Below are 23,700 nucleotides of genomic sequence, written 5' to 3' on the forward strand. Positions count from 1 at the left end.
CCTTCCTGGAGATCGATTGATGTCGAACACTGCTAAAGAGATTTTGATCCCGGATATCGAACAAGACGTGGCTGAACTTTCTCGCCAGTCCGTCATCCGACCGATTTTCGCAACGAATCGACGCGGCCGCGATTATCTCATCCTTTCTCAGGAGAGTTACCGCCTCTTGGAACCCAAGCGATCAATTCTGGACATCGTCGCGGACAACCGTCCTGAAGCAAATTTCGACTTCGACGCACCGCGTTTGACGTCGCAACTGCGAGCGACGGAAGTCGATCTCGGTACTTGAGCTATCTCCTCGACACGAACGTCGTTTCAGCAATGCGGCGCAAAGATCGGCTTGCAGTGACCACGAGAGCGACGATCGAACGACTACCGGAATATGCGTCTTACATTTCAGTCGTGGCGCTCATGGAAATTCATTATGGCATCGCATTGAAGGCCCGGACGGATCCGGGCCAGGCTGCGCTCCTGCAAAACTGGCTCGACAATGTGAGAGCCGCCTTTCTTCCGGGTCGAACGCTAGATGTGAATGCTCCCGTAGCGCTGATCTGCGCGGCGCTTCACGTACCTGACCGGCGCCCGGCAAACGACGCTCTCATCGCCGCAACAGCCCTCGTCCACGATCTGACGCTGGTCACCCGCAACGTCGGGGACTTCCAGGGAATCGAAGGTCTGCGCCTGCTCGATCCCTGGACCTGAGGATACTGCCTGACGTCAGTGCCGATGCACCCGCTCGTGCAGCGCCTTAATCTCGTCGGTAAACTCTCCGAACGGACCGACGACCTCGAGATCCGGCAGGAGCTCGCGCAGCGTGATCGGCTTGTAGGGCAAGGCCGGCGCGCCGAATTCGGCCAGCCACGCCACGAGCTGCGGCGTCGAGGTGGCGAAGACCGCCCTTCCGATCCCGCACCAGCCATGCGCGGCGGCGCACATCGGGCAGTGCTCGCCGGAGGTGTAGATCGTCGCTGCCGCGCGCGCTTCCCTGGAAAGGTTCAGCGCGGCCCAGCGGGCGAGCGCCAGTTCGGGATGGGCGGTCGGATCGCCGGAGCCGGTGCGGTTGTGGTCTTCCTTCAGGACCGTGCCGTCCGCGCCGACCAGCACCGAGCCGAACGGCCGATTGCCGGTTTCCACGGCCTCCCGCGCGAGTTCGACGCAACGCGAAAGATGGCGGCGGTCGGCATCAGTGAGCTGATCGTCAGGGCGCATCGGCGTCTTTCATCCGGCAAAGAGGAGCGAATGGTGAAAGTAAAGCCGTCCTGGCGATCGACAATGTCGTAGGGAGCTCGTGCGGCGATCGCCGCCGCTCGGGGGCGTCATCCACCAGCCTTAGGATTTGCTGTCGGCCGGCAGGAGGTCTGTTCTCGAGAAATCGTCGCCCTTGAAAAGCAGGGGCTCGCCGGTCGCCTTCGCCAGCGCATAGGAAAAGCAGTCACCGAAATTGAGGGCCGCTGCATGACGGCCCTTGCCGAAGCGGCGGAAGGCATCCACCGCCATTGCCACCTGGTCTTCCGTTACGGGTATCTTCTCGATCTGAAGCCCGCCAAACAGGCCGTCGAGAATGCGAAGGCCCTCCTCCCCACTGCGCGAGAGGACCACCATCGACGTTTCGACGGCCGATGCGGTCGAGATCAGACGTCGGCTCGCCATCGCCATTGCGGCCAAAAACCCCTCTCGCTCCGGCTCGCGCTGCAGAATGGCGAGAAGGGCCGATGTATCCACGACCATCAGGAAGGCAGACCGTTCTCGTCATAGCCGATGATCTCATGCGCGTCTCGATCGTCGAGCACAGGCAGCGCGTCGAAGCGAGCGAGCAACACCTTGACGGCTTCACGGTCGATTGCCGGCTGCCCGCGCCGGATCCGTTCGGACTTGAGCCGCTCTTCGAGCGACCGCCGAACCGCTTCGGTCAGCGTCTCTCCCGTCAACGCAGCAACCTGACGCGCAAGACGATCCGTTTCCGGGTCCTTGAGGCTCAACGCCACGATCTATGCTCCGTATAGAAACCTTGCGAGTTTCTATAATCTCTCGAAGCTTCTGTCGATACGATCCGGCGGGCGGGGATGGACAACCGGAAGGACCGAGCGGCGATCGACCCTCTGCCGACCTCCGACCTCGCCGCCTGACGGTCAGAACAGTTCCAGCTGCGCCGGCATTCGCGCCTTCGGGACGAGGATCTCGCGCAACCCCGCCCGGTCCGTCAGCCGGCCCGGCGACCAGCCGAGGGCCGTAATGAAGGGCCGGACCTTGTCGATCGACTGGCAGAGCCGGGCGACGTCGTCCAGCCGCAGCGTCCGGTGCCGGCGCGTCGACAGGATGCGCTTGACGGCGCGCGTGCCGAGGCCGGGCACCCGCAGAAGCATCTCCCGATCGGCGCGGTTGACGTCGACGGGGAAGCTCTGGCGGTTCTTCAACGCCCAGGCGAGTTTCGGGTCGATGGAGAGGTCGAGCATGCCGCCCTCCCCGGCGGCGACGATCTCCTGCCGGTCGAAGCCGTAGAAGCGCATCAGCCAGTCGGCCTGGTAGAGCCGGTGCTCGCGCATCAGCGGCGGCTTTGCCAGCGGCAGCTTCGCCGAGGCGTCCGGGATCGGCGAGAAGGCAGAGTAGTACACGCGCTTGAGGCGATAATTGCCATAGAGGTTTTCCGAGCGGCCGAGGATGGCGTCGTCGTCCGTCCCGTCGGCGCCAACGATCATCTGCGTCGACTGGCCGCCGGGCGCGAAGCGCTTCGGCCGGTGGCGATCGCGCGCCTCGCCCCGGTGTTCCTCGATCTTCGCCCTGAGGTGTCCCATGGACCGGCGGATGTCGCGCGGCTTCTTTTCCGGCGCGAAGACTTCGAGCGTCGCATCGGTCGGCAATTCAATATTCACCGACAGGCGATCGGCAAAAAGGCCCGCTTCCTCGATCAGCGCGGAAGACGCGTCCGGGATCGTCTTCAGGTGGATGTAGCCGGAGAAGTTCTCCTCCAGCCGCAGCTTCCGGGCGATCCGGACCATCTCCTCCATCGTATAGTCGGAGCTCCGGATGATCCCGGAGGAGAGGAACAGCCCCTCGATGTAGTTGCGACGATAGAAGTTCATGGTCAGCGCGACGACGTCCTCGACGCTGAAGCGCGCCCGCGCGACGTTGGACGACGAGCGGTTGACGCAATAGGCGCAGTCATAGACGCAGAAGTTCGTCATCAGGATCTTCAAGAGCGAGATGCATCGCCCGTCCGGAGCGTAGGCGTGACAGATGCCGGAACCTTCGGTCGACCCTATCCCCTTCGACTTCACGGAATCCCTCCCCGGCGCCCCGCTGGAGGCACAGGACGCATCGTATTTCGCCGCATCAGACAGGATCGCGAGCTTTTCGCGCAGGGTCATCTTGGCCATGCGGCGGATATAATGTTCCGGAAATGTTCGCACCACAGAACAGCGCGATTCGGCCCTGCTACGCATCGTCGCGGCTGGACAATCGCGTCTTTAGGTTGCATCGGCCGAAGGCTCGGCCGAAAGTGGAGCCAACAGGCCAAGCACCTCACTGTGAATGGCTTTTTCGCTCGGCACCGCGCAACTTATAAGCATCGCGAACCGTTCCATCGGTGCGATATCGGTCCTTCCTCCGGCGCGATTCAAGGCGGGCAAGCGACGGAGCTGCGGGACGTTCTTACGGAGAGCATCCATGCGCAAGCTTTTGATCATGTCGACACTGGCGGCCTTTACCGCCACCGCTGCGCTCGGCGCCGGGACCGTGACGGCTTCGGCCGATCCCTGGAATCACGGTTGGCATCACCGGGGAGGGCATCACGATGGCTGGAACCGCGGCTATCACCGCGGGTACCGGGGCGATCGCGGATGGCGTCACCACAATGACGGCGCGGCCCTGGCCGCCGGTATCGGGGGGCTGGCACTGGGCGCGCTGATCGGCGGGGCGGTCGCCTCGCCCAGATATTACGGTCCGGGCTATGCGCCGGATTACTATTACGGACGTCCGGTCCCCGTAGAGCGCGTCTATCCCCTGCATCGGGTGAGGCCGGGCGTTCGCTCCGTCTCGGCCGAGCATGTCGCGGCCTGCGCCCGGCATTACAAATCCTATGACGCGCGGACCGACACCTTCCTCGGATATGACGGCCGCCGGCACTACTGCCGGTACTGACGCGGCGGCCCCGGAGCTCCCCAATTCAGATGGGCCACGCAACAAAGCGGCCGGGCGATCGTCCGGCCGCTTTCGTGTCGATATGTCATACCAGCGCACGTGGATGCCGACGCATCCGCCCGCTGCACGTGATCCCGATTTGCGACACCAAGCCAAAGGCTCGACGAAAATCAGGATGCGGAACCGGGAGTCATTTCCAATGCCTCCCGGTATCGGCCTCCGCCGGCCCGTCGGCAGGGCCGGTTCAGTGGCCGGCCGCGTTCCTCGCCGCCCGCTTGGTCACGACCTTGACGAGATTGGCGCGATAGGCGGACGTGCCGTGGAGATCCGACATCATCATGCCCTCGTCGACAGAGAGGCCGTCGAGCGCGGACGGGTCGAAATTCTGCGAAAGCGCCTGTTCGGCAGCGTCCCAGCGGAACACGCCGTCGGAGCCCGCACCGGTCACCGCGACCTTCACGCCGCCATCCCGCTTGGCGACGAAGACGCCGCACATGGCATAGCGCGAGGCCGGATTGCGGAACTTCTCGTAGGCGCACTGATCCGGCGCCTCGAAGGAGACGGCGGTGACGATCTCATCCTCTTCGAGCGCGGTTTCGAAGAGACCGGTGAAGAAATCGTCGGCAGCGACCTCGCGCTTGGTCGTGTGGATCGTCGCGCCCAGAGCCCGCATCGCGGCCGGATAGTCGGCCGCCGGGTCGTTGTTGGCGATCGAGCCGCCGATCGTGCCCATGTGCCGGACCGCGGGATCGCCGATCAGGCCGGCGAGTTCGCAGATGCCCGGGCAGACCGCCTTGATCGCGTCGCTCTGCGCGACCTCGGCATGGGTCGTGCCGCCGCCGATCCTGATATGGCGGCCATTGACCTCGATGCCCTTCAGCGCGTCGACATGCCTGAGGTCGATGAGATCGGACGGCGCGGCGAGCCGCTGCTTCATCGTCGGGATCAGCGTCATGCCGCCGGACACGAACTTGCCCTCGCCGCCGCTGCCCGACATCAGTTGCGCCGCCTCGTCGAGCGAAGACGGCCGGTGATAGGTGGTCTCGTACATCCTGGTTCTCCTCTATGCGCCGGGTCGGCTTTGATCGAGCGACCGCGCGGCGCGGGGTATGTTGTCTGCCATGCAACGGAAGCCGCCGCCCCGGACCGTGCGGCCCGGAGCGGCGGACGATCGCCTCAGCTCACGGCGCGGATCGCCTTCCAGACCTTTTCCGGCGTCGCCGGCATGGCCAGCTCGTTGTTGCCGATCGCGTCGGTGATGGCGTTGATGACTGCCGGCGGCGAGCCGATCGCACCGGCCTCGCCGCAGCCCTTCATGCCGAGCGGATTGCCGGGGCAGATCGTCTCGGTGGTCGAGACCTTGAACATCGGCAGGTCCCAGGCGCGGGGCATGGCGTAGTCCATGTAGGACGCCGTCACCAGCTGGCCGGTCTCGTCGTAATAGGCGCCCTCGAGCAGCGCCTGTCCGATGCCCTGCGCAAGGCCGCCATGCACCTGGCCCTCGACGATCATCGGGTTGATGACCCGGCCGAAATCGTCCGCCGCGACGAACTGGACGATCTCGGTCGTGCCCGTCTCCGGGTCCACTTCGACCTCGCAGATGTAGCAGCCGGCGGGGAAGGTGAAGTTGGTCGGGTCGTAGAACGCCCCCTCCTTCAGCCCCGGCTCCATGCCGTCCGGCAGGTTGTGACCAGTATAGGCGCCGAGGCAGACCTCGTGCCAGCCGAGCTTCTTGTCGGTGCCGGCGACCTTGACCTCGCCATTCTCGATGACGATGTCGCCCTCGTCGGCCTCGAGCAGATGGGCGGCGATCTTCTTGGCCTTGGCCTCGACCTTGTCGAGCGCCTTGTGGATCGCCGACATGCCGACCGCGCCGGAGCGCGAGCCGTAGGTGCCCATGCCGAACTGCACCTTGTCGGTGTCGCCATGGACGATCGAGACGTTGTCGACGGGCAGGCCGAAGCGCTCGGCGACGAGCTGGGCGAAGGTCGTCTCATGGCCCTGGCCGTGGCTGTGCGAGCCGGTGAGGATCTCGATCGTGCCGACCGGATTGACCCGCACCTCGGCCGATTCCCACAGGCCGACGCCGGCGCCGAGCGAACCCACCGCCTTCGACGGCGCGATGCCGCAGGCCTCGATGTAGCAGCTCATGCCGAGCCCGCGCAGCTTGCCGCGGGAAGCCGCCTCCTGGCGCCGCGCCTCGAAACCGGACACGTCGGCCTCCTGCATGCCGGCGTTCAGCGAGGCCTCGAAGTCGCCGGTGTCATAGGCCATGATCACCGGCGTCTGATGCGGGAAGGAGCGGATGAAGTTCTTGCGGCGGAACTCGGCCGGCGAGACGCCGAGTTCGCGGGCCGCCGTCTCCATCGTGCGCTCCAGGACATAGGTCGCCTCCGGCCGCCCGGCGCCGCGATAGGCGTCGACCGGCACGGTGTTGGTGTAGACGGTGCGCACATTGGCGTGGATCGCCGGGATGTCGTACTGGCCCGACAGGAGCGTCGCGTAGAGATAAGTCGGCACCGAGGACGAGAAGAGCGACATGTAGGCACCGAGATTGGCGATCGTGTCGACCTTCAGCGCCAGGATCTTGTTGTCGGCGTCGAGCGCCAGCTCGACATCCGTCTCGTGGTCGCGGCCATGCGCGTCGGTGAGGAAGGCCTCGGTGCGATCCGACGTCCACTTGACCGGAACGCCGGCCCGCTTCGAGGCCCACAGGCAGACGATCTCTTCGGGATAGATGTAGATCTTGGAGCCGAAGCCCCCGCCGACATCCGGAGCGATGACACGCAGCTTGTGCTCGGGCGCGACGTTATAGAAGGCGCTCATCACCAGCCGCGCGACATGCGGGTTCTGCGACGTCGTCCAGCAGGTGTAGTGGTCCTCGGCCGGATCGTAATGGCCGAGCGCGGCGCGCGGCTCCATCGGGTTCGGCACCAGGCGGTTGTTGTGGATGTGGATCTTGGTGACGTGCGCGGCCTTGGCGAAGGCCTCGTCGGTCGCGGCCTTGTCGCCGATTTCCCAGTCGAAGATCAGGTTGCCGGGCGCCTCGGGATGAAGCTGCGGCGCGCCTTCCTTCAGCGCATCGGTGGCATGGATCACCGCCGGCAGCTCCTCGTAGGAAACCTCGACGGCTTCGGCCGCATCGCGGGCCTGGGACTTGGTCTCGGCGACGACCACCGCCAGCGGCTGGCCGACATAGCGCACGGTATCGGAGGCCAGCGCCGGATAGGCACCCATCCTCATCGGCGTGCCGTCCTTCGACGACACCGCCCAGCCGCAGATCAGATTGCCGATGCCGTCGCCCTGCAGCTGGGTGCCGTTGAGCACCGCGATGACGCCGGGCATGCCCTCGGCGGTCGTCGTGTCGATCCCGGTGATCTTGGCGTGCGCGTGCGGCGAGCGCACGAAAGCCGCATACTTCATGCCGGGGACGCTCATGTCGTCCACATAACGGCCGCGGCCGGTGATGAACCGCCGGTCTTCCTTGCGCAGAACCTTTGCGCCGATGCCTTCAACACCCATAGTCGAAACCTCCCAGTTTTCGGATCGGGCGGCGCGCCAGCCATCAGGCCGGCGTCGGAACCACCCTTCGGCGATGCCGGAACCGGCCTATTCGGCCGCGATTTGCTGCGGGCCAGAGGCGCCCGCCGCCGCAAGGATCGCCTTGACGATGTTGTGGTAGCCCGTGCAGCGGCAGATATTGCCGTCGAGCTGCTCGCGCACGTCATGCTCGGTCAAAGAGGAGCCGTGGCGGTTGATCATGTCGACCGCGGTCATGATCATGCCCGGGGTGCAGAAGCCGCACTGCAGGCCGTGATGCTCGCGGAAGGCCGCCTGAACGGGGTGCAGCTCGGTGCCGTTCGCCAGACCCTCGATCGTCATGACCTCCGAGCCCGAGGCCTGCACCGCAAGCATGGTGCAGGACTTCACCGCCTTGCCGTCCACGTGCACGACGCAGGCGCCGCACTGCGAGGTGTCGCAGCCGACATGCGTGCCGGTGAGGCCGAGATTGTCCCGCAGGAACTCGACGAGCAGGGTGCGGTCCTCGACCGATCCCTTCATCTCGCGGCCGTTCACCTTGATCGTCACTTCCGTCATGAAATCCTCCCCAAACGCTAAATCGACGGGCGCGGGTTGCCGCTCGCACGGCCGCCTGGAATGATGCCGCCGGTGCTTTTCATCGCCCGGCACAGCCGGCGCGAGATTGCCCCGCTCAGCCTCGCCCATCAAGCGCTTTTCAGAACCTTTCCAGAATCGGCACCGCAAAAGGTCTCCGGACGCCCCGCCTCGCCGCCATATTGGAAAGGTTCCAGCAGGCTGGATATTGGACCTTCGGACAAGCCCTCCTCCGCGACGCCGGGACTGCGGCAGCATGTCTCACCGGCGACGAGGCTCTGTGGCCGGACCGGCACAATGGCCTTGGTTTGTGACGGCTTACCGGCGTCTGCTCAGGGAATCGCCAGCCTGTATAGTTGTCATTCAGCATTTTAGCGGCATGCTACGGCCGACCTGCGAGGGGGGATGACCAAGCGCGATGATCGCCCGCCGCGCCGTCCGGTTATGCCGGCGGCCGACGCGCCCCCCGGGTGTTCGCACGGCCATGGGATGTGAAGCGTTTGCAATCGAGAGCCCGTCAATCCGCCAAGCTCGTCACCGCCGCGGCGATCGTCTCGACCGTCTGCGTCGCCGCCCCCGCGGGCGCGTTCGAGCTGTTCGGAATGACGTTCTTCGGCAGCGACGATCCGGCCGAGGCGGTCATCGACCCCGTCAACTACACCGCCACGATCAGCGTCGCGCCCGCGCCGGACGATGACGGGCTCGCCGACACGCTGACCTCGGCCTCGACGTTGATCTCCGACGAGGACAAGCCTGTCTCCGGCTCCCTCGGCCTCCTGTCCAAGGCCAAGAACGATCGCAAGCGCCTCGTCGCCGCGCTGTTCGAGAACGCCCGCTATGACGGGCTGGTGGACATCTTCATCGAAGGCCGGAACATCGCCGACCTCAAGCCGGACGCAACCTTCTCGGCTCGTCCGGTGCCGGTTTCGATCCGCATCACGCCCGGCCCGCGCTACACGCTCGGCCGGGTCGACGTCTCCGCCAACGGCGTGCCTGTCGATCCGGCGGAATACGGCCTGAAGCCCGGCGGCAGCGCCGGCTCGGCCGACGTCCTCGACGCCGAGGCGAAGATGTTCCGAAAGCTGCGCGCGCAAGGCCGGCCCTTCGTCGCCGTCACCAATCGCGACATCGTCGCCGACGCCAGGACCGACCGGCTCGACTACATGGCGGAAATCTCGCCGGGCAATCCCGTGCCCTTCGGCGAGACCTGGGTCGAAGGGACGGAGGCGGTCGACCCCGGCTTTGTCGCCTATATGGCCGGCATCAAGGCGGACGAGGTGTTCTCTCCGGAAGAGCTCGACCAGGCGCGCCAGCGACTGTTGAAGCTCGGCGTCTTCTCCTCGGTCACGGTCAAGGAAGCCAAGGCGCAGGCGCCGGACGGCACGCTGCCGGTGCAGATCGAGGTCGGCGAACGCAAGTTCGGCTTCTACGGCGTCGGCGCGACCTACTCCAACACCGAGGGCGCCGGGGCGACGGGCTATGTCGGCTATCGCAACCTCTTCGGCCGGGCCGAGTCGATCCGCCTCGACGCGGCGATCTCGCGCATCGGCGCGACCACCCTCGCCGATTCGCCCCGCCCGATCGACGGGCCGGACTATTCCGGCTCCCTCGTGTTCAAGAAGCCCGGCGTGCTCGGCCCCGACTCGGTCTATATCGGCTCGCTCGAGATCAAGCGCGAACAGCCGCTCGCCTACGACCGCACGAGCTATGCGGTCACCAGCGGCGTCGAGTACCAGATCGACCCGCAGCAGACCGTGAAGGCGACGCTGCGCGGCGAATACGAAGAGATCACCGACTATCTCGGCACGCGCGACTATACGATCGCCTCGCTGCCGATCACCTACACCTTCGACAGCCGCGACAAGGAGCTGAACCCGACCGAAGGCTTCTTATTCCAGGCGCTGGCCGAGCCAAGCTACGGCTTCAACACCGGCACGCCCTTCGTGAAGACCGGGCTCGACGGGCGCAGCTACCTGTCGCTGACGGATTCGGACCGCATCGTCCTTGCCGGCCGCCTCGCGTACGGCACGATCTTCGGCGCCGACGTCCTCGACGTCCCGAACGACCGGCGCTTCTATTCCGGCGGCGGCGGATCGGTGCGCGGCTACGAGTTCCAGTCGATCGGACCCTACTTCCCCTCCTTCGTCCCGCCCGGCTCAGGCTACAACGAGGACTTCACCGACACCCCGACCGGCGGATTGTCGCTGTTCGAAGCGTCGTTCGAGGCGCGGATAGGCATCACCGACACGATTCAGATCGTCCCCTTCGTCGACGCCGGGACGGTCTCGACCGACCTCGTGCCGGACTTTTCCAACTTCAAGCTCGGGGCCGGCGTCGGCGCCCGCTACCTGACGAGCTTCGGCCCGATCCGCATCGACGTCGCCGTGCCGCTCGACAAAGGGCCGCGCGACGCGGGCTACCAGATCTACGCCGGAATCGGACAGGCCTTCTGATGACCTCAGTGCGAAGCCTCGCCGCGCTTCTTCTCGCCGTCATCGCCGGGTCTTTCCTGTCGCTGGCGCCGGTCCATCCGGCTGCGGCGCAGGGCTTCGTGGCAAGCCAGCTGGAGAGCTTCCTGTCGACCGACACGATGACGGTGAAGATCGACGGCCTGTCCGGCGCGCTCAGCGGCAATGTCCGGATCGAGAAGGTGACCGTCTCCGACCCGCAGGGCGTCTTCCTGACCGCCAGCAATCTCGCGATGGACTGGTCGCCGCTCTCGCTGGTGCGATCCAATGTCAACATCGACAATCTCACCGCCGGCCAGATCGTTCTCGACCGGCTCCCGGTCGGCCAGCCGCAGAGCAGCGGCGGCGGCTCCTCGCTGCCCTCGCTCACTGCCAATATCGACAATCTGTCGATCGACGAGTTCATTCTCGGCGAGGCGATCGCCGGGACGAGGGCGCGGCTCAGCGCCAAGGCGAGCCTGAAGCTTGCCGCCGATCCGACCGCGCTCAGCCTGAACGCAAACATCAATCGTCTCGACCAACCCGGCCAGATCGCTCTCGACCTCGCCTATGCCCCGGACGAGAACCAGCTGAAGGTGGACATCAAGGCCAGCGAGCCGCGGGGCGGCCTCGTCGCAACGCTCCTGAACATTCCCGACCGGCCCGCGATCGATCTGACGGTCAACGGCTCCGGTCCGCTGTCGAACTTCATGGCGAACGGAGCGCTTACGGTCGGCGGCGAGCAGGCCGCGAGCCTCACCGCGCGGGTGGACGCGGTCGATTCCGGCCGCCGTGTGTCCGCCTCGCTTTCGGTCGCCGCCGCCCGCTTCGCGCCCGCCGAATATCAGCGCTATCTCGCCGGCGGCGCCAATCTCGATGCCCAGATTCTCGTCGCCGGGGACGGCACCTACCGGATCGAACAGGGATCCCTCACCTCCGACGCGGTCTCGGTGACGGCGTCTGGCACGCTCGATCCGAACGGGTCGGCGAACGATTTCTCGGTCAAGCTCACCTCGCGCGACGGCTCGCCGATCCGGTACGAGTTCGGGGCCGCACCGAATGCCGGCAGCGTGTCGCTGGAAAATCTTCAGGCCTCGCTCGCCGGCGCGTTCGCCAATGCCGAGCTGACCGCGACCGCTTCGGTGCCGAGCGCCCGCTTCGGCGACTACGCGGCGCAGAGCCTCGACGCGAGCGTGAAGAGCACGGGCTTCGACATCAATGCCGCGACCGGCCCGTTCACCCTCCAGGCGACCGCCGCTTCGGCCTCGGCGCCGGACGGGGTCGTCGCGAACATCCTGTCCGGCCCGGTGAAGATCACGCTGGACGGTGCGCTGACCGGGTCCGGGCTGACGATCGTTTCCAGCAAGGTCGCAACCGACACCGCCTCGGCAAGCGCTGAAGGCAGTGCGGCGCTCGACTTCTCCACCTTCGATCTCGGCCTGAATGCGCAGACCCGCACCGCGGCGCTTGCCGACGCGCTGGCCCCGACCGCCGGCGACAGCATCGAACTCTCCGGCCAAGTGGCCCGCGCGCAGGACGGGACGATCTCCGCGCAGAGCCTCTCCGTCACCGCTCCCAACCTCACGCTGTCCGGCAACGCCGCGCTTGCGCCCGACCAGACCGTCTCGGCGAATATTTCCGGGACGCTGAAGGACGCCAGCCGCGCCAGTCCCTCCCTCGCCGGAGCGGCAAGCTTCACGCTTGCCGCGAACGGCCCGGTCGCCAAGCCGAACGTCGAGCTGACGGTGAATGGCGACGGGCTAGCGGTCAACGGACAACAGCTTTCCGGCCTGACGGTCAACGCCAAGGGCACGCTCGATCCGGAGGCGCTCTCGGCTTCGCTCAACGCCTCGGGCAGTCTGAACGGACAGCCCTTGCAGGCGAGTGCGCAGCTGTCCTCGCTCGACGATGGCCGTTATCGGGTCAGCGACCTCGTCCTGCGCCAGGGGCCGAACGCCATCACCGGCGCGCTCACGCTGACCCCGTCCTTCCTGCCGACCGGCAATCTGGATGTCGCGGTCGAGGACCTCGAATCGCTCGCGGCGCTCGGCGGCGTCGAGGCGGCGGGGGACCTCAACGGCTCCGTCGACCTCACCGTGTCGGACGGCGGCCAGCCGAACGCCGCCGTCACCCTCACCGGCAACCGGCTCAGCGTCTCCGGCAACACGCTCACGGGCGTCAAGGTCGACGTCGCCGTCGCCGACTATCTCGGCACGACGACGCCCACGGGCACGATCACGGCGTCGGCCATCGACGCGTCCAGCCTTGCAGTGCGCGATCTCCAGATCGCGCTCACTGATGCCGCTCCCGGCATCGGCATCACCGTCGATGCCGCGGTGAACGATGTTCCGGTGGCGCTGGCCGGCACCGTCACCTTCCCCGGACAGGCGACCGAGATCACCCTCTCGCGCCTCTCTGCCGACATCCCGGACGCTGCGATCACGCTGCCCGACCCGGCGACGATCCGGCTCGCAAACGGCACCACGACCCTTTCCGGTCTGACGCTGTCGGTCGGCGGCGGCAGTGTCCAGCTCTCAGGCGGCGCGGGAGAGACGCTCGACCTCGCCCTCGACCTCACCTCGGTTCCTGCGGCGGTGGCCAACCCATTCGTGCCGGACCTAGCGGCCGCCGGCACGCTCAGCGGCACGGCGCGCGTCACCGGCACGCCCGCCAGTCCCGATGCCACCTTCGACATTACGGCCGACAGCGTCGCGGTGGCGCAATCGCGCAGCGCCAATGTCCCGCCGATCGACGGAACCGTGTCCGGCAGCTATCGGAACGACGCGCTGACGCTCGACACCGCCCGGCTCGACCTCGGCTCCGGTTCACTGACCGCGTCCGGCTCGGTGGGCGAAACCTATGATCTCACCGCCAATCTGAACGACGTCCCCATGGCGCTCGCCAACGGCTTCGTCTCCGGCCTCGACGCCTCCGGCACGATCTCCGGCAAGGCGACCGTCACCGGTCCGCGGGCTGATCCCGCCGCCACCTTCAACGTCGAAGGGCGCGAAATCACGGCTACGAAGATCGCCAAGGCCGGCATTGAGCCGCTTTCGCTCGACGTCGCCGGCTCCTATGCGAACGAGACCGTCACGCTCAGCCAGGCGAACATCGCCGTCGGCGACGGATCGCTCACCGCCTCCGGCACGATCGGCAAGACGCTAGACGTCGACGTCAGCGCCAACGCGCTGCCGGTCGGCCTCGCCAACGGCTTCGTCGAGGGTCTCCAGGCCTCGGGGACGATTTCGGGAACGGCGAGTGCCAGCGGAATGCTCACTGAGCCGACCGCGCAGTTCGACCTCAGCGGCCAGAACATCACGACGCGCCAGATCGCCCAGTCCGGCACCGCGCCGCTTAATCTGCGCCTTGCCGGCTCCTATGAGAAGGGCACCGCCAACCTCGAGACGGCGGTCGTCGATGTCGGCGACGGCTCGCTGACGGCGACCGGCCAGATCGGGCAGACGCTCGACGTCTCGGTCAAGGCAAACCAGATCCCGGTTGGCCTCGCCAACGGCTTCGTCGATGGGCTCGGTGCCTCCGGCACGATCTCGGGAACGGCGAAGGCGAGCGGCCCGATCTCCAACCCGAACGCGACCTTCGACCTTTCCGGCTCGGGCATCACCGCCGTCGGCATCGAGAAGAGCGGCATCGAGCCTCTCGACCTCACCGCCTCCGGCAGCGTTGCGGACCAGACGCTGACGCTCCAGTCGGCCAAGGTCACGGTCGGCGACGGCTCTCTCACCGCCAACGGCACGGTCGGCCAGAACCTCGACCTCACCCTGTCGCTCGACCAACTGCCAGTCGGCCTCGTCAACGGCTACCTGCCGAATCTCGGCGCGACGGGCACGATCTCCGGCAATGCCAAGGCAACGGGCTCGCTGTCCGACCCTGAGGCAACGTTCAGTGTCGACGGCTCGGGGATCACCACGAAGCAGATCGCCCAGTCCGGCATCGCGCCCCTGTCGCTCGACGTCGCCGGCTCCTATGCGGACCGGATCGCGACGATCGAGGAGGCCAATCTCAAAGTCGGCGACGGCCGCCTCACGACCTCCGGCACGATCGGCCAGTCGCTCGACCTGACCGCGACGCTGCGCGACCTGCCGGTCGGCCTCGTCAACGGATACCTGCCCGACCTCGGGGCCACCGGCACAATCTCCGGCGATGCCAAGGCGACCGGCTCGCTCTCCGATCCGCAGGCGACGTTCAGCCTCACCGGCACCGGCATAACGACGAAAGAGATCGCTCAGTCGGGTGTCGCGCCGCTCTCGCTCGATGCCGCCGGCTCCTACCAGAACGGGACCGCAACGATCCGGAACGCCGAGGTCACCGTCGGTGACGGCTCGCTCTCGGCCTCCGGGACCGTCGGGCAGACGCTCGACCTCGACCTCAGCCTGAAGGACCTCCCTGTCGGCATCGCCAACGGCTTCGTTCCAGATCTCGACGCGCGGGGCACGATCTCTGGCTCCGGCCGGGCGACCGGTTCGCTGTCCGATCCCCAGGCCGACTTCACCCTCACGGGCACCGGCATCACCACGCGCCAGATCGCCCAGTCGGGCGTCGCTCCGCTGTCGGTCGACATCGCCGGCTCCTATCAGAACGGCACCGCCACCATCGCCAATGGCGAGGTCGTCGTCGGCAATGGCTCGCTGCAGGCCTCTGGTACCGTCGGCCAGTCGCTCGACCTTGCGGTGACCCTGAAGCAGCTGCCGATCGGTCTTGCGAACGGCTTCGTCGACGGCCTCGGGGCGCAAGGGACCCTCTCGGGCACGGCGAGCGCCAAGGGCTCGCTGTCGAGCCCGGATGCGAGCTTCGACATCACGGCGTCGAACGTCTCGGTCGCGCAGGGCCGCGCTGCGGGCGCGCCGCCGGTCGACGCCAAGGCGTCCGGACGCTACCAGAACGGCACGCTGACCCTTGCCAACGCCGATGTCCGGGTCGGCGGCGGAAGCATCGCGGTCACTGGCACGGCCGGCGCGAGCGCCCTCGACCTCACCGCCAGGATCGACGGCCTGCCGGCTTCGATCGCGGGATCTGCCGCGGGCGGTCTCGCGCCACAGGGCACGATCAACGGGACCCTGCGCGCGACGGGAGCGCCGACGAACCCCTCCGTCACCTACGACATCCAGGCGAACGGCGTCTCCATCCAGCAGACCCGGGACGCCGGCGTCGGCGCGCTCGCGATCACGACCAGCGGCCAATACGCCAACCGGCGGGTCACGACCGACACCAGGGTCACCGGCGCGGGCGGCATCGACCTCTCCGCCTCGGGCTCGGTGAGCCTCGCCGGAACGCCCAGCCTCGACCTCGCGGTCAACGGCACCGCCCCCCTCTCGGTCGCGAACCCGATCCTCGCCGCGGGCGGCCGCTCGATCCAGGGCACGGTGCGGCTCGACGCGCGGGTGACCGGGCCGTTGTCGCAGCCGAACGTCAACGGCACGATCTCGACCGCCGGGGCGCAGCTCGTCGACACCAATTTCAACATCGCGCTCAACGACATTACCACGACGATCGCGCTCAGCGGCCAGACCGCGACGATCCAGGACTTCACCGCGCAGCTCTCCTCCGGCGGCACGTTGAGCGTCGGGGGCACGGTCGCTCTCACCGGCCAGTTCCCCGCCGACCTGTCAATCCGTCTGGTCAACGGGCGCTACAATGACGGCGAGCTGATCGCCGCCAGGCTGGGCGCCGATCTCAAACTGACCGGCCCCCTGCTCGGCACGCCGCTCCTCTCCGGCACGATCAATGCCGAGGAGATCGACATCATCGTGCCTGAAAACCTGCCGAGTTCGCTCGCCCGAATCGACGTCACCCACCGCAATGCGCGGCCCGCGGTTCTCAAGCAGCAGCGAGAGATCAACCCGAACCGCGGACAGGGCGCCAGCGCCGGCGGCGGCATCAATCTCGATCTCACCTTCAACGCACCCAACCGCGTCTTCGTGCGCGGCCGCGGCCTCGACATCGTGCTCGGCGGGTCGATCGACATCACCGGCTCGGCCGCCAATCCGAATATCGTCGGCGGTTTCGACCTGCAGCGCGGCCGGTTCCAGATCCTGGCGCGGCGCCTCGACTTCACCCGCGGCCGGCTGACCTTCACCGGCGGGCTGGTGCCGACCCTCGATCTTCTCGCCGAATCGACGGTGGACAACACCACGGTCTATATCGCCGTCACGGGCCCAGCGACCGATCCGAGCTTCACCTTCTCGTCCAATCCGGCGCTGCCGCAGGACGAAGTACTGGCGCGGCTGATCTTCGGCCAGGGTACGTCGGACCTCTCGCCGCTGCAGATCGCGCAGCTGGCAGAAGCCGCGGCGACGCTCGCCGGCGTCGGCGGCTCGACCGGGCTCCTCGACAATCTGCGCTCTCAGCTCGGCGTCGACGATCTCGACATCAAGACGACCTCCGACGGCCAGACCGCGGTCGGCGTCGGAAAATACCTGAACGACAACACCTATCTCGGCGTCGATTCGACCGGACGGGTGTCGCTCGACCTGAAGCTCGGCGGCGGGCTGAAGGCCCGCGGCGCCGTCACCTCGAGTGGCGGCGGCGAGGTCGGCGTGTTCTACGAAGGCGAGTTCTGAGATCCCGTCCGGGTCGCCCGCCATGACATGGCCGGAGCGGCTCGGCGGGACCGGCTTCCGCCGCCCGCCGGCGCATCTCCGCTGAACCTTTCCGGACCTCCGCGCGTTGGCATTTCGAGCGCCGAAGCCGCCCAGCATTGCGCGCGGCCGCGACGAGCCGATCCTCCACGCAGAGGAGACGGCCACGGTTTTCAACAGGAGGTTTTCCCATGGTCACAGAAGCTATGAAGCTCGCACGGTTCGATCACCCGAAGCACGGCACGTTCGACAGCCCTGAGGCGGTTTTGAAGAGCGACAAGCTGTCCGACTCGGAGAAGAGCGACATCCTGAGCGAGTGGAAGTCCTCCCTCACGCATATCCTCCACAACGAGCCCAATGCGCCGGCAGTGAAGGAGACGCATGCTTCGCTCGACGACGCGATGGAGCGCCTCGCCGCCGGGCGGTTCTGATCGAAGATGAGGCCGGAAGGGCCCGGACCGCTCGGCGGTCCGGGCCCTTTTCGATTCGGTCGCCAAAGATCTTGCCGGGCGCCGCGCCTGCGATAGAAGCAGGGCGAAAAGACCGGCGCGCCGCGTAGGCGGCGCCAAAGCCGCCCGGAGCCCTGTCGCTTGCCCGATGCCGGCCTAATTGGCGCCGGACGAGGCGCCCTCTGGACACGGGCGACGGACGGAAAAGCCAGGAAGGAAACGCACGATGCCCAAGAGCATCAACCCGGCGACGGGCGAAACGATCGAAGAGTTCGCCGAGCACACCGACCAGGACATCGAGCGGGCGCTGGAAAATGCCGAGGCCGCCTTCGCCGACTGGCGGCAGAGCCCGATCGAGCGGCGAGCCGCACTTCTCCACCGCGTCGCCGACGAACTCGAGCGCCGCAAGGACGAGCTTGCCCGCATCGCCACCGCCGAAATGGGCAAGCGCTACAAGGAGGCAGTGTCGGAGGTCGAGAAATGCGCTCTCGGCTGCCGCTACTATGCCGATCACGGCCCGTCGATGATCGCCGACGAAATCCGCGACGGCCCGGCCGGCAAGAACTTCGTCGCCTATCTGCCGATCGGCCCGGTGCTGGCCGTCATGCCCTGGAACTTCCCCTACTGGCAGTGCTTCCGCTTCATCGCGCCGGCGGTCATGGCAGGCAATGTCGGGATCCTGAAGCACGCCTCGAACGTCAGCCAGTGCGCGCTCGAGATCGAGAAGGTGATGCTTGCGGCAGACGCGCCGCAGGGTGTCTTCCAGACGCTCCTGATCTCCTCGAAGAAGGTCGAGGGAATTCTGCGCGACCGGCGCATCCGCGCCGCAACCCTCACCGGCAGCGAAGGCGCGGGCTCTGCGGTTGCCTCCACCGCCGGATCGGAGATCAAGACCACCGTCCTCGAACTCGGCGGCTCCGACCCGTTCATCGTCATGCCCTCGGCCGATCTGAAAAAGGCGACCAGCGTCGGCGTCACCGCCCGCATGCAGAACAACGGCCAGAGCTGCATCGCCGCCAAGCGCTTCATCGTCCATGCCGACGTCTATGACGACTATCTCGGACGCTACCGCGAGGCGGTCGAAGCCATGAAGGTCGGCGACCCCATGGCGGAGGACACCGACATGGGCCCGCTCGCCATGGCATCCTCGGTCGAGGATCTCTCCGGCCAGATCGAGCGCTCGGTGAAGGCCGGCTCGCGCCTCGTCACCGGCGGCGAACCGATCGACGGTCCCGGCTTCTTCTTCAAGCCGTCGATCCTCGCCGAGGTCACGCCTGACGCGCCTGCCTTTCGGGAGGAGCTGTTCGGCCCCTGCGCGATCTTCTTCAAGGTGAAGTCGATCGACGAGGCGATCGCGCTCGCCAACGATTCCGATTTCGGGCTCGGCGGCGCCGTCTTCACCAACGATCCGGCCGAGCAGCAGCGGTTCGTCCGCGATCTCGATCAGGGCGGCACGCATATCAACCGTATGACGGCCTCGGATCCACGCCTGCCCTTCGGCGGCGTCAAGCGCTCCGGCTATGGGCGTGAGCTGTCCCGCGAAGGCATCCACGCTTTCATGAACATCAAGACGGTGACGATCGACTGACCTGCCGGCCGGAAAGCGGGCGTCGGCGGCGGCCCGCGATCAAAACCAGGGCAGACTTGCCGCCTGCCCGAATCGGCGGCATACAGGCGAATGGCCGGCGTGATCGCAGCACGTCGCCGATCCTCGGCTTCGAGGGCTCGGCATGCGTGTCTTGATCCGTCGACTTCGAGGGAATGAATGCCGATGAGCAGTATCGACCATAGCGCGAGCCCCGAGGCAGGCGCTGCAACCCGTCTCGAAGCGGCGGCCCGAACGGCCGGCGAACGCGGGATCCGCGCTCTGTTTGGGGACAATCCGCGCCGGTTCGAGGAATTCTCCGCCCGCTTCGGCGAAATCGTCCTCGACTATTCCAAGACGTCGATCGACGCTGGCGTCCGAAGTGCGCTTCTCGAACTGGCCCGCGAACGGCAGGTCGAGGAAAAGCGCGACGCGATGTTCTCGGGTGCCCGGATCAACGAGACCGAGAACCGATCCGTGCTCCACGTCGCGCTGCGCGGCGAGCCCGCCGACGGGTACCGGGCCGGCAACGACCCCGTCAGCGGCGACGTCATGGAAGTCCTGAAGGCGATGGGCGCCTTCTCCTCGCGCATCCGGTCCGGCGAGATCGTCGGCGCCACCGGCGAGGCGATCACCGACGTCGTCAACATCGGCATCGGCGGCTCCGACCTCGGGCCGGCCATGGCGACGCTGGCGCTCGAGCCCTATCACGACGGCCCGCGGACGCACTTCGTCTCCAATGTTGACGGCGCCCATATCGCCGACACGTTGGCCAAGCTGACGCCGGCCACGACGCTGGTCATCGTCGCCTCGAAGACCTTCACAACGATCGAGACGATGACGAATGCCGCGACCGCCAGGCGGTGGATCGCAGGCGCCCTCGGCGAGGACGCGGTCGGATCGCATTTCGCCGCCGTTTCGACGGCGGTCGACAAGGTCGCCGCCTTCGGCATTCCCAAGGAGCGGGTCTTCGGCTTCTGGGACTGGGTCGGCGGTCGCTATTCGATCTGGTCGGCGATCGGCCTGCCGCTGATGATCGCGATCGGTTCGGAGCGGTTCTCCGACTTCCTCGCCGGCGCCCGCGAGATCGACCAGCACTTCAGGACCGCGCCGCTCGGCGAGAACCTGCCGGTGCTGCTCGGCCTTATCGGCTGGTGGCACCGCGCCGCGATGAACTACCCGACGCGGGCGATCATCCCCTACGACCAAAGGCTCGCCCGCTTCCCGGCCTATCTCCAGCAGCTCGACATGGAATCGAACGGCAAGCGCGTCGGCCTCGATGGCGAGCCGGTCCCGATCAGCGGCCCCGTGGCCTGGGGAGAGCCTGGCACCAACGGTCAGCACGCTTTCTTCCAGCTTCTCCATCAGGGCACGGACGTCGTGCCGGTCGAGTTCCTGGCGGGCGCGATCGCACACGAGCCGGCCGAGATGAAGGTGCATCAGGACCTTCTCCTCGCCAATTGCCTTGCCCAGAGCGAGGCGCTGATGAAGGGCCGCACGCTCGAGGAAGCACGCGAGCAGCTCCTCGCAGCGGGCCGCTCGCCGGGCGATGCCGAGCGGATCGCGCCGCACCGGGTCTTTCCCGGCAACCGGCCCTCGATCACCATCCTCTATCGCACGCTCGACCCTGCAACCCTCGGCCGCCTGATCGCGCTCTACGAGCACCGCGTCTTCGTCGAGGCGCAGCTTTACGGAATCAACGCATTCGACCAGTGGGGCGTCGAACTCGGCAAGGAACTCGCGACCGGGCTCCTGCCGGTCGTGACCGGAGAAGCGTCCGCGGAGGGCCGGGACAGCTCGACGCAAGGCCTCGTCGCGACTATCAGACATTTGAGGGGTACGTAATGTCCGCCACGCAGAAGTCGGAAGTCGCAGCCGGGACCCACGGCGCCCCGAGGCCCGAGCCCCGCCGGAACGATCCGGAGACGCTGGCCCAGCAGATCGTCGAGAAGCTCACCTATTCGATCGGGCGCAGCCCGTCGCGGGCGCGCAAGTATGATTGGCTCCGCGCCACGACGCTCGTGGTGCGCGACCGGATCATGGAGCACTGGTTCGATTCGCTCGACAAGGCCGAAGAGAGCAGCGACAAGCGGGTCTACTACCTTTCCATGGAGTTCCTGATCGGCCGCCTCCTGCGCGACGCGATCAACAATCTGCAGCTGAACCAGCCGATCCGCGAGGCGCTGTCGCGCTACGGCGTCGAGCTCGACATTATCGAGCTGCTGGAACCCGACGCCGCGCTCGGCAATGGCGGCCTCGGCCGGCTTGCCGCCTGCTTCATGGAATCCATGGCCTCGACCGGCGTGCCCGGCTATGGCTACGGCATCCGCTACGTCCACGGCTTCTTCCGCCAGGAAATCGCCGACGGCGCCCAGGTGGAGCTGCCCGAAAGCTGGCTGGTCCACGGCAATCCCTGGGAGTTCGAGCGGCGCGACGCCACCTATGAAATCGGCTTCGGCGGCAAGGTGACCCTGCAGGAGAACGGCACGAACGAGCCGCGTCAGGTCTGGCGCCCGGCCGAGCGCGTCCTGGCCGTCGCCTTCGACACGCCAATCACCGGCTGGCGCGGCTCGCAGGTGAACACGCTGCGGCTCTGGAGCGCTCAGGCGCTCGATCCGATCCTGCTCGACGCCTTCAATTCCGGCGATCACATCGGCGCACTCGTGGAATCGAACAAGGCCGAGGCGATCACCCGCGTCCTCTATCCGGCCGATTCCCACCAGGCTGGCCAGGAGCTGCGGCTGCGCCAGGAGTATTTCTTCTCCTCGGCCTCGCTGCAGGACATCATCCGCCGGCATCTGGCGGAGAACGACGACCTCACCAACCTCGCCGACAAGGTCGCGATCCAGCTCAACGACACTCATCCGGCGGTTTCGGTCGCGGAGCTGATGCGGCTTCTGATCGACGTTCACGGCTTCGACTGGGACGTCGCCTGGGACGTCACCCGCCGGACCTTCAGCTACACCAACCACACGCTTCTGCCCGAAGCGCTTGAGCATTGGCCGATCCATCTGTTCGAGCGGCTCCTGCCCCGCCAGATGCAGATCATCTATGCCATCAATGCCGACATCATCCGGCAGGCAGCCCAGGAAAAGGGCTTCGACGGCGGCCGGATCGAAGCGATCTCGCTGATCGACGAGGGCAATGGCCGGCGCGTTCGCATGGGCCAGCTCGCCTTCGTCGGGAGCCATGCGGTCAACGGCGTCTCCGCCCTGCATACCGAGTTGATGAAGGAGACCGTGTTCCACGATCTCCACCAGCTCTATCCCGACCGGATCCAGAACAAGACCAACGGCGTCACCCCGCGGCGCTGGCTGATGGAGGCCAATCCCGGCCTCACCGACCTCCTGATCGACGCGATCGGTCCGGGCTTCCTCGACGATATCGAGAAGATCAAGGACGCCGACAGACTGGCGGATGATTCCGCTTTCCGCGAACGCTTCGCGGCGATCAAGCGTGAGAACAAGATGCGCCTTGCCGGGGTGATCTCCGATCGCATGGCGATCAAGGTCAATCCGGACGCGATCTTCGACATTCAGGTGAAGCGCATCCACGAGTACAAGCGCCAGTTCCTGAACATCATCGAGGCGATCGCCCTTTACGACCAGATGCGGGCCCATCCCGAGCGCAACTGGGTGCCCCGGGTGAAGATCTTCGCCGGCAAGGCGGCCCCGAGCTACGTCCAGGCCAAGGAGATCATCCACCTGGCCAACGACGTCGCCCGGCTGATCAATTCCGATCCGGCGGTGCGCAATCTCCTGAAGGTCGTCTTCATCCCCAACTACAATGTCAGCCTGGCCGAGATCATCATGCCGGCGGCCGACCTCTCCGAGCAGATCTCCACGGCGGGCCTCGAAGCCTCGGGCACCGGCAACATGAAGTTCGCGCTCAACGGTGCGCTCACGATCGGCACGCTCGACGGCGCCAATGTCGAGATGCTGGAGCATGTCGGCGAGGAGAACATCTTCATCTTCGGCCTCACCGCGGAACAGGTGGCGCAGCGTCGGCGCGAGGCGCATTCCGGCCGCTCGATCATCGAGGGTCTGCCGATGCTGCGCGAGGCCCTGGCGGCGATCTCCTCGGGCCTGTTCTCGCCTGAGAACCCCGCCCGCTATCACCAGCTCGTCTCCAACCTCTACAACAACGACTGGTGGATGATCTGCGCGGACTTCCAGGCCTATTGGGACACCCAGCGCACCCTCGACGACCTGTGGACCCGGCAGGACGAGTGGCAGGCAAAGGCTGTCCACAACACCGCGCGCATGGGCTGGTTCTCCTCCGACCGCTCGATCCGCGAATATGCCCGCGACATCTGGCATGCGGGACCGGGGCGCAGGAGCTGAGAACCACCTGTACCGGCGCAGGTGATC

16 protein-coding genes are annotated in these 23,700 nt (G+C 66.7%); 9 read left to right on the plus strand and 7 right to left on the minus strand.

What is annotated here, in order from left to right; all coding sequences use genetic code 11:
* The first annotated feature begins 19 nt into the window (after positions 1 to 19).
* The gene (locus tag LH400_RS19520) at positions 20 to 289 is read left to right on the plus strand and encodes a hypothetical protein (RefSeq protein ID WP_229154835.1); all 270 of its coding nucleotides are present in this window, start codon (positions 20 to 22) and stop codon (positions 287 to 289) included.
* Positions 286 to 702, plus strand: coding sequence for a type II toxin-antitoxin system VapC family toxin (locus LH400_RS19525; protein WP_229154836.1), 417 nt, complete (start codon positions 286 to 288; stop codon positions 700 to 702). The genes LH400_RS19520 and LH400_RS19525 overlap by 4 nt, the downstream gene beginning before the upstream one ends.
* A gap of 15 nt (positions 703 to 717) precedes the next feature.
* On the opposite strand, the gene LH400_RS19530 is transcribed toward LH400_RS19525, so the two are convergent.
* The 4 genes from LH400_RS19530 to LH400_RS19545 all read right to left on the minus strand — a co-directional run bounded on the left by LH400_RS19530 (position 718) and on the right by LH400_RS19545 (position 3,374).
* Complete coding sequence (locus LH400_RS19530; protein ID WP_229154837.1) at positions 718 to 1,209, minus strand: nucleoside deaminase; 492 nt, start codon at positions 1,207 to 1,209, stop codon at positions 718 to 720.
* Between the two features lie 120 nt (positions 1,210 to 1,329).
* Complete coding sequence (locus LH400_RS19535) at positions 1,330 to 1,728, minus strand: type II toxin-antitoxin system VapC family toxin (protein ID WP_229154838.1); 399 nt, start codon at positions 1,726 to 1,728, stop codon at positions 1,330 to 1,332.
* Positions 1,728 to 1,985, minus strand: coding sequence for a type II toxin-antitoxin system VapB family antitoxin (locus LH400_RS19540; protein ID WP_229154839.1), 258 nt, complete (start codon positions 1,983 to 1,985; stop codon positions 1,728 to 1,730). Before LH400_RS19540 ends, LH400_RS19535 begins: the two co-directional genes overlap by 1 nt.
* Positions 1,986 to 2,129: 144 nt before the next feature.
* On the minus strand, positions 2,130 to 3,374 hold the full coding sequence (locus tag LH400_RS19545; RefSeq protein WP_229154840.1) for a putative DNA modification/repair radical SAM protein: 1,245 nt from the start codon (positions 3,372 to 3,374) through the stop codon (positions 2,130 to 2,132).
* A 289-nt stretch (positions 3,375 to 3,663) separates the two neighbouring features.
* Here LH400_RS19545 and LH400_RS19550 point away from each other — a divergent pair, with 289 nt between their 5' ends.
* Positions 3,664 to 4,137: a BA14K family protein gene (locus LH400_RS19550; protein WP_229154841.1), complete on the plus strand. Its 474-nt coding sequence runs from the start codon at positions 3,664 to 3,666 to the stop codon at positions 4,135 to 4,137.
* 244 nt (positions 4,138 to 4,381) lie between these two features.
* Here LH400_RS19550 and LH400_RS19555 read toward each other — a convergent pair whose 3' ends face one another.
* From LH400_RS19555 to LH400_RS19565, 3 genes are all read right to left on the minus strand, one after another.
* Entirely contained in the window at positions 4,382 to 5,188 is an 807-nt protein-coding gene (locus tag LH400_RS19555) for an FAD binding domain-containing protein (RefSeq protein ID WP_229154842.1), read from the minus strand.
* Between the two features lie 125 nt (positions 5,189 to 5,313).
* The gene (locus LH400_RS19560; RefSeq protein WP_229154843.1) at positions 5,314 to 7,659 is read right to left on the minus strand and encodes a xanthine dehydrogenase family protein molybdopterin-binding subunit; all 2,346 of its coding nucleotides are present in this window, start codon (positions 7,657 to 7,659) and stop codon (positions 5,314 to 5,316) included.
* Between the two features lie 87 nt (positions 7,660 to 7,746).
* A complete protein-coding gene (locus LH400_RS19565; protein WP_229154844.1) occupies positions 7,747 to 8,235 on the minus strand; it encodes a (2Fe-2S)-binding protein in 489 nt (162 codons plus the stop codon).
* Positions 8,236 to 8,744: 509 nt separating this feature from the next.
* Between LH400_RS19565 and LH400_RS19570 the strand changes: the two genes are divergently transcribed.
* The 6 genes from LH400_RS19570 to LH400_RS19595 all read left to right on the plus strand — a co-directional run bounded on the left by LH400_RS19570 (position 8,745) and on the right by LH400_RS19595 (position 23,673).
* A complete protein-coding gene (locus tag LH400_RS19570; protein ID WP_370638435.1) occupies positions 8,745 to 10,706 on the plus strand; it encodes an autotransporter assembly complex protein TamA in 1,962 nt (653 codons plus the stop codon).
* Positions 10,706 to 17,278: a translocation/assembly module TamB domain-containing protein gene (locus LH400_RS19575; protein WP_229154847.1), complete on the plus strand. Its 6,573-nt coding sequence runs from the start codon at positions 10,706 to 10,708 to the stop codon at positions 17,276 to 17,278. The genes LH400_RS19570 and LH400_RS19575 overlap by 1 nt, the downstream gene beginning before the upstream one ends.
* A 209-nt stretch (positions 17,279 to 17,487) precedes the next feature.
* On the plus strand, positions 17,488 to 17,727 hold the full coding sequence (locus LH400_RS19580; protein ID WP_229154849.1) for a hypothetical protein: 240 nt from the start codon (positions 17,488 to 17,490) through the stop codon (positions 17,725 to 17,727).
* Positions 17,728 to 17,971: 244 nt separating this feature from the next.
* Positions 17,972 to 19,333 (plus strand): NAD-dependent succinate-semialdehyde dehydrogenase, encoded by a 1,362-nt coding sequence (locus LH400_RS19585; RefSeq protein WP_229154851.1) that lies wholly within the window; start codon positions 17,972 to 17,974, stop codon positions 19,331 to 19,333.
* Positions 19,334 to 19,525: 192 nt separating this feature from the next.
* Positions 19,526 to 21,175, plus strand: a complete 1,650-nt coding sequence (gene pgi, locus LH400_RS19590) for a glucose-6-phosphate isomerase (protein ID WP_370638438.1) — start codon at positions 19,526 to 19,528, stop codon at positions 21,173 to 21,175.
* The gene (locus tag LH400_RS19595; protein ID WP_229154854.1) at positions 21,175 to 23,673 is read left to right on the plus strand and encodes a glycogen/starch/alpha-glucan phosphorylase; all 2,499 of its coding nucleotides are present in this window, start codon (positions 21,175 to 21,177) and stop codon (positions 23,671 to 23,673) included. Before pgi ends, LH400_RS19595 begins: the two co-directional genes overlap by 1 nt.
* Positions 23,674 to 23,700: the final 27 nt, after the last annotated feature.

Origin of the sequence: Jiella soli, from assembly GCF_020615385.1 — a bacterium.
GTDB lineage: Bacteria > Pseudomonadota > Alphaproteobacteria > Rhizobiales > Rhizobiaceae > VKMB-3413.

Bases quoted from the DNA above. Each gene is read 5' to 3' on its own strand.
- LH400_RS19520 (WP_229154835.1), top strand. From the start codon at position 20: ATGTCGAACACTGCTAAAGAGATTTTGATCCCGGATATCGAACAAGAC.
- LH400_RS19530 (WP_229154837.1), bottom strand. From the start codon at position 1,209: ATGCGCCCTGACGATCAGCTCACTGATGCCGACCGCCGCCATCTTTCG.
- LH400_RS19535 (WP_229154838.1), bottom strand. From the start codon at position 1,728: ATGGTCGTGGATACATCGGCCCTTCTCGCCATTCTGCAGCGCGAGCCG.
- LH400_RS19545 (WP_229154840.1), bottom strand. From the start codon at position 3,374: ATGGCCAAGATGACCCTGCGCGAAAAGCTCGCGATCCTGTCTGATGCG.
- LH400_RS19550 (WP_229154841.1), top strand. From the start codon at position 3,664: ATGCGCAAGCTTTTGATCATGTCGACACTGGCGGCCTTTACCGCCACC.
- LH400_RS19555 (WP_229154842.1), bottom strand. From the start codon at position 5,188: ATGTACGAGACCACCTATCACCGGCCGTCTTCGCTCGACGAGGCGGCG.
- LH400_RS19560 (WP_229154843.1), bottom strand. From the start codon at position 7,659: ATGGGTGTTGAAGGCATCGGCGCAAAGGTTCTGCGCAAGGAAGACCGG.
- LH400_RS19565 (WP_229154844.1), bottom strand. From the start codon at position 8,235: ATGACGGAAGTGACGATCAAGGTGAACGGCCGCGAGATGAAGGGATCG.
- LH400_RS19575 (WP_229154847.1), top strand. From the start codon at position 10,706: ATGACCTCAGTGCGAAGCCTCGCCGCGCTTCTTCTCGCCGTCATCGCC.
- LH400_RS19580 (WP_229154849.1), top strand. From the start codon at position 17,488: ATGGTCACAGAAGCTATGAAGCTCGCACGGTTCGATCACCCGAAGCAC.
- LH400_RS19585 (WP_229154851.1), top strand. From the start codon at position 17,972: ATGCCCAAGAGCATCAACCCGGCGACGGGCGAAACGATCGAAGAGTTC.
- LH400_RS19595 (WP_229154854.1), top strand. From the start codon at position 21,175: ATGTCCGCCACGCAGAAGTCGGAAGTCGCAGCCGGGACCCACGGCGCC.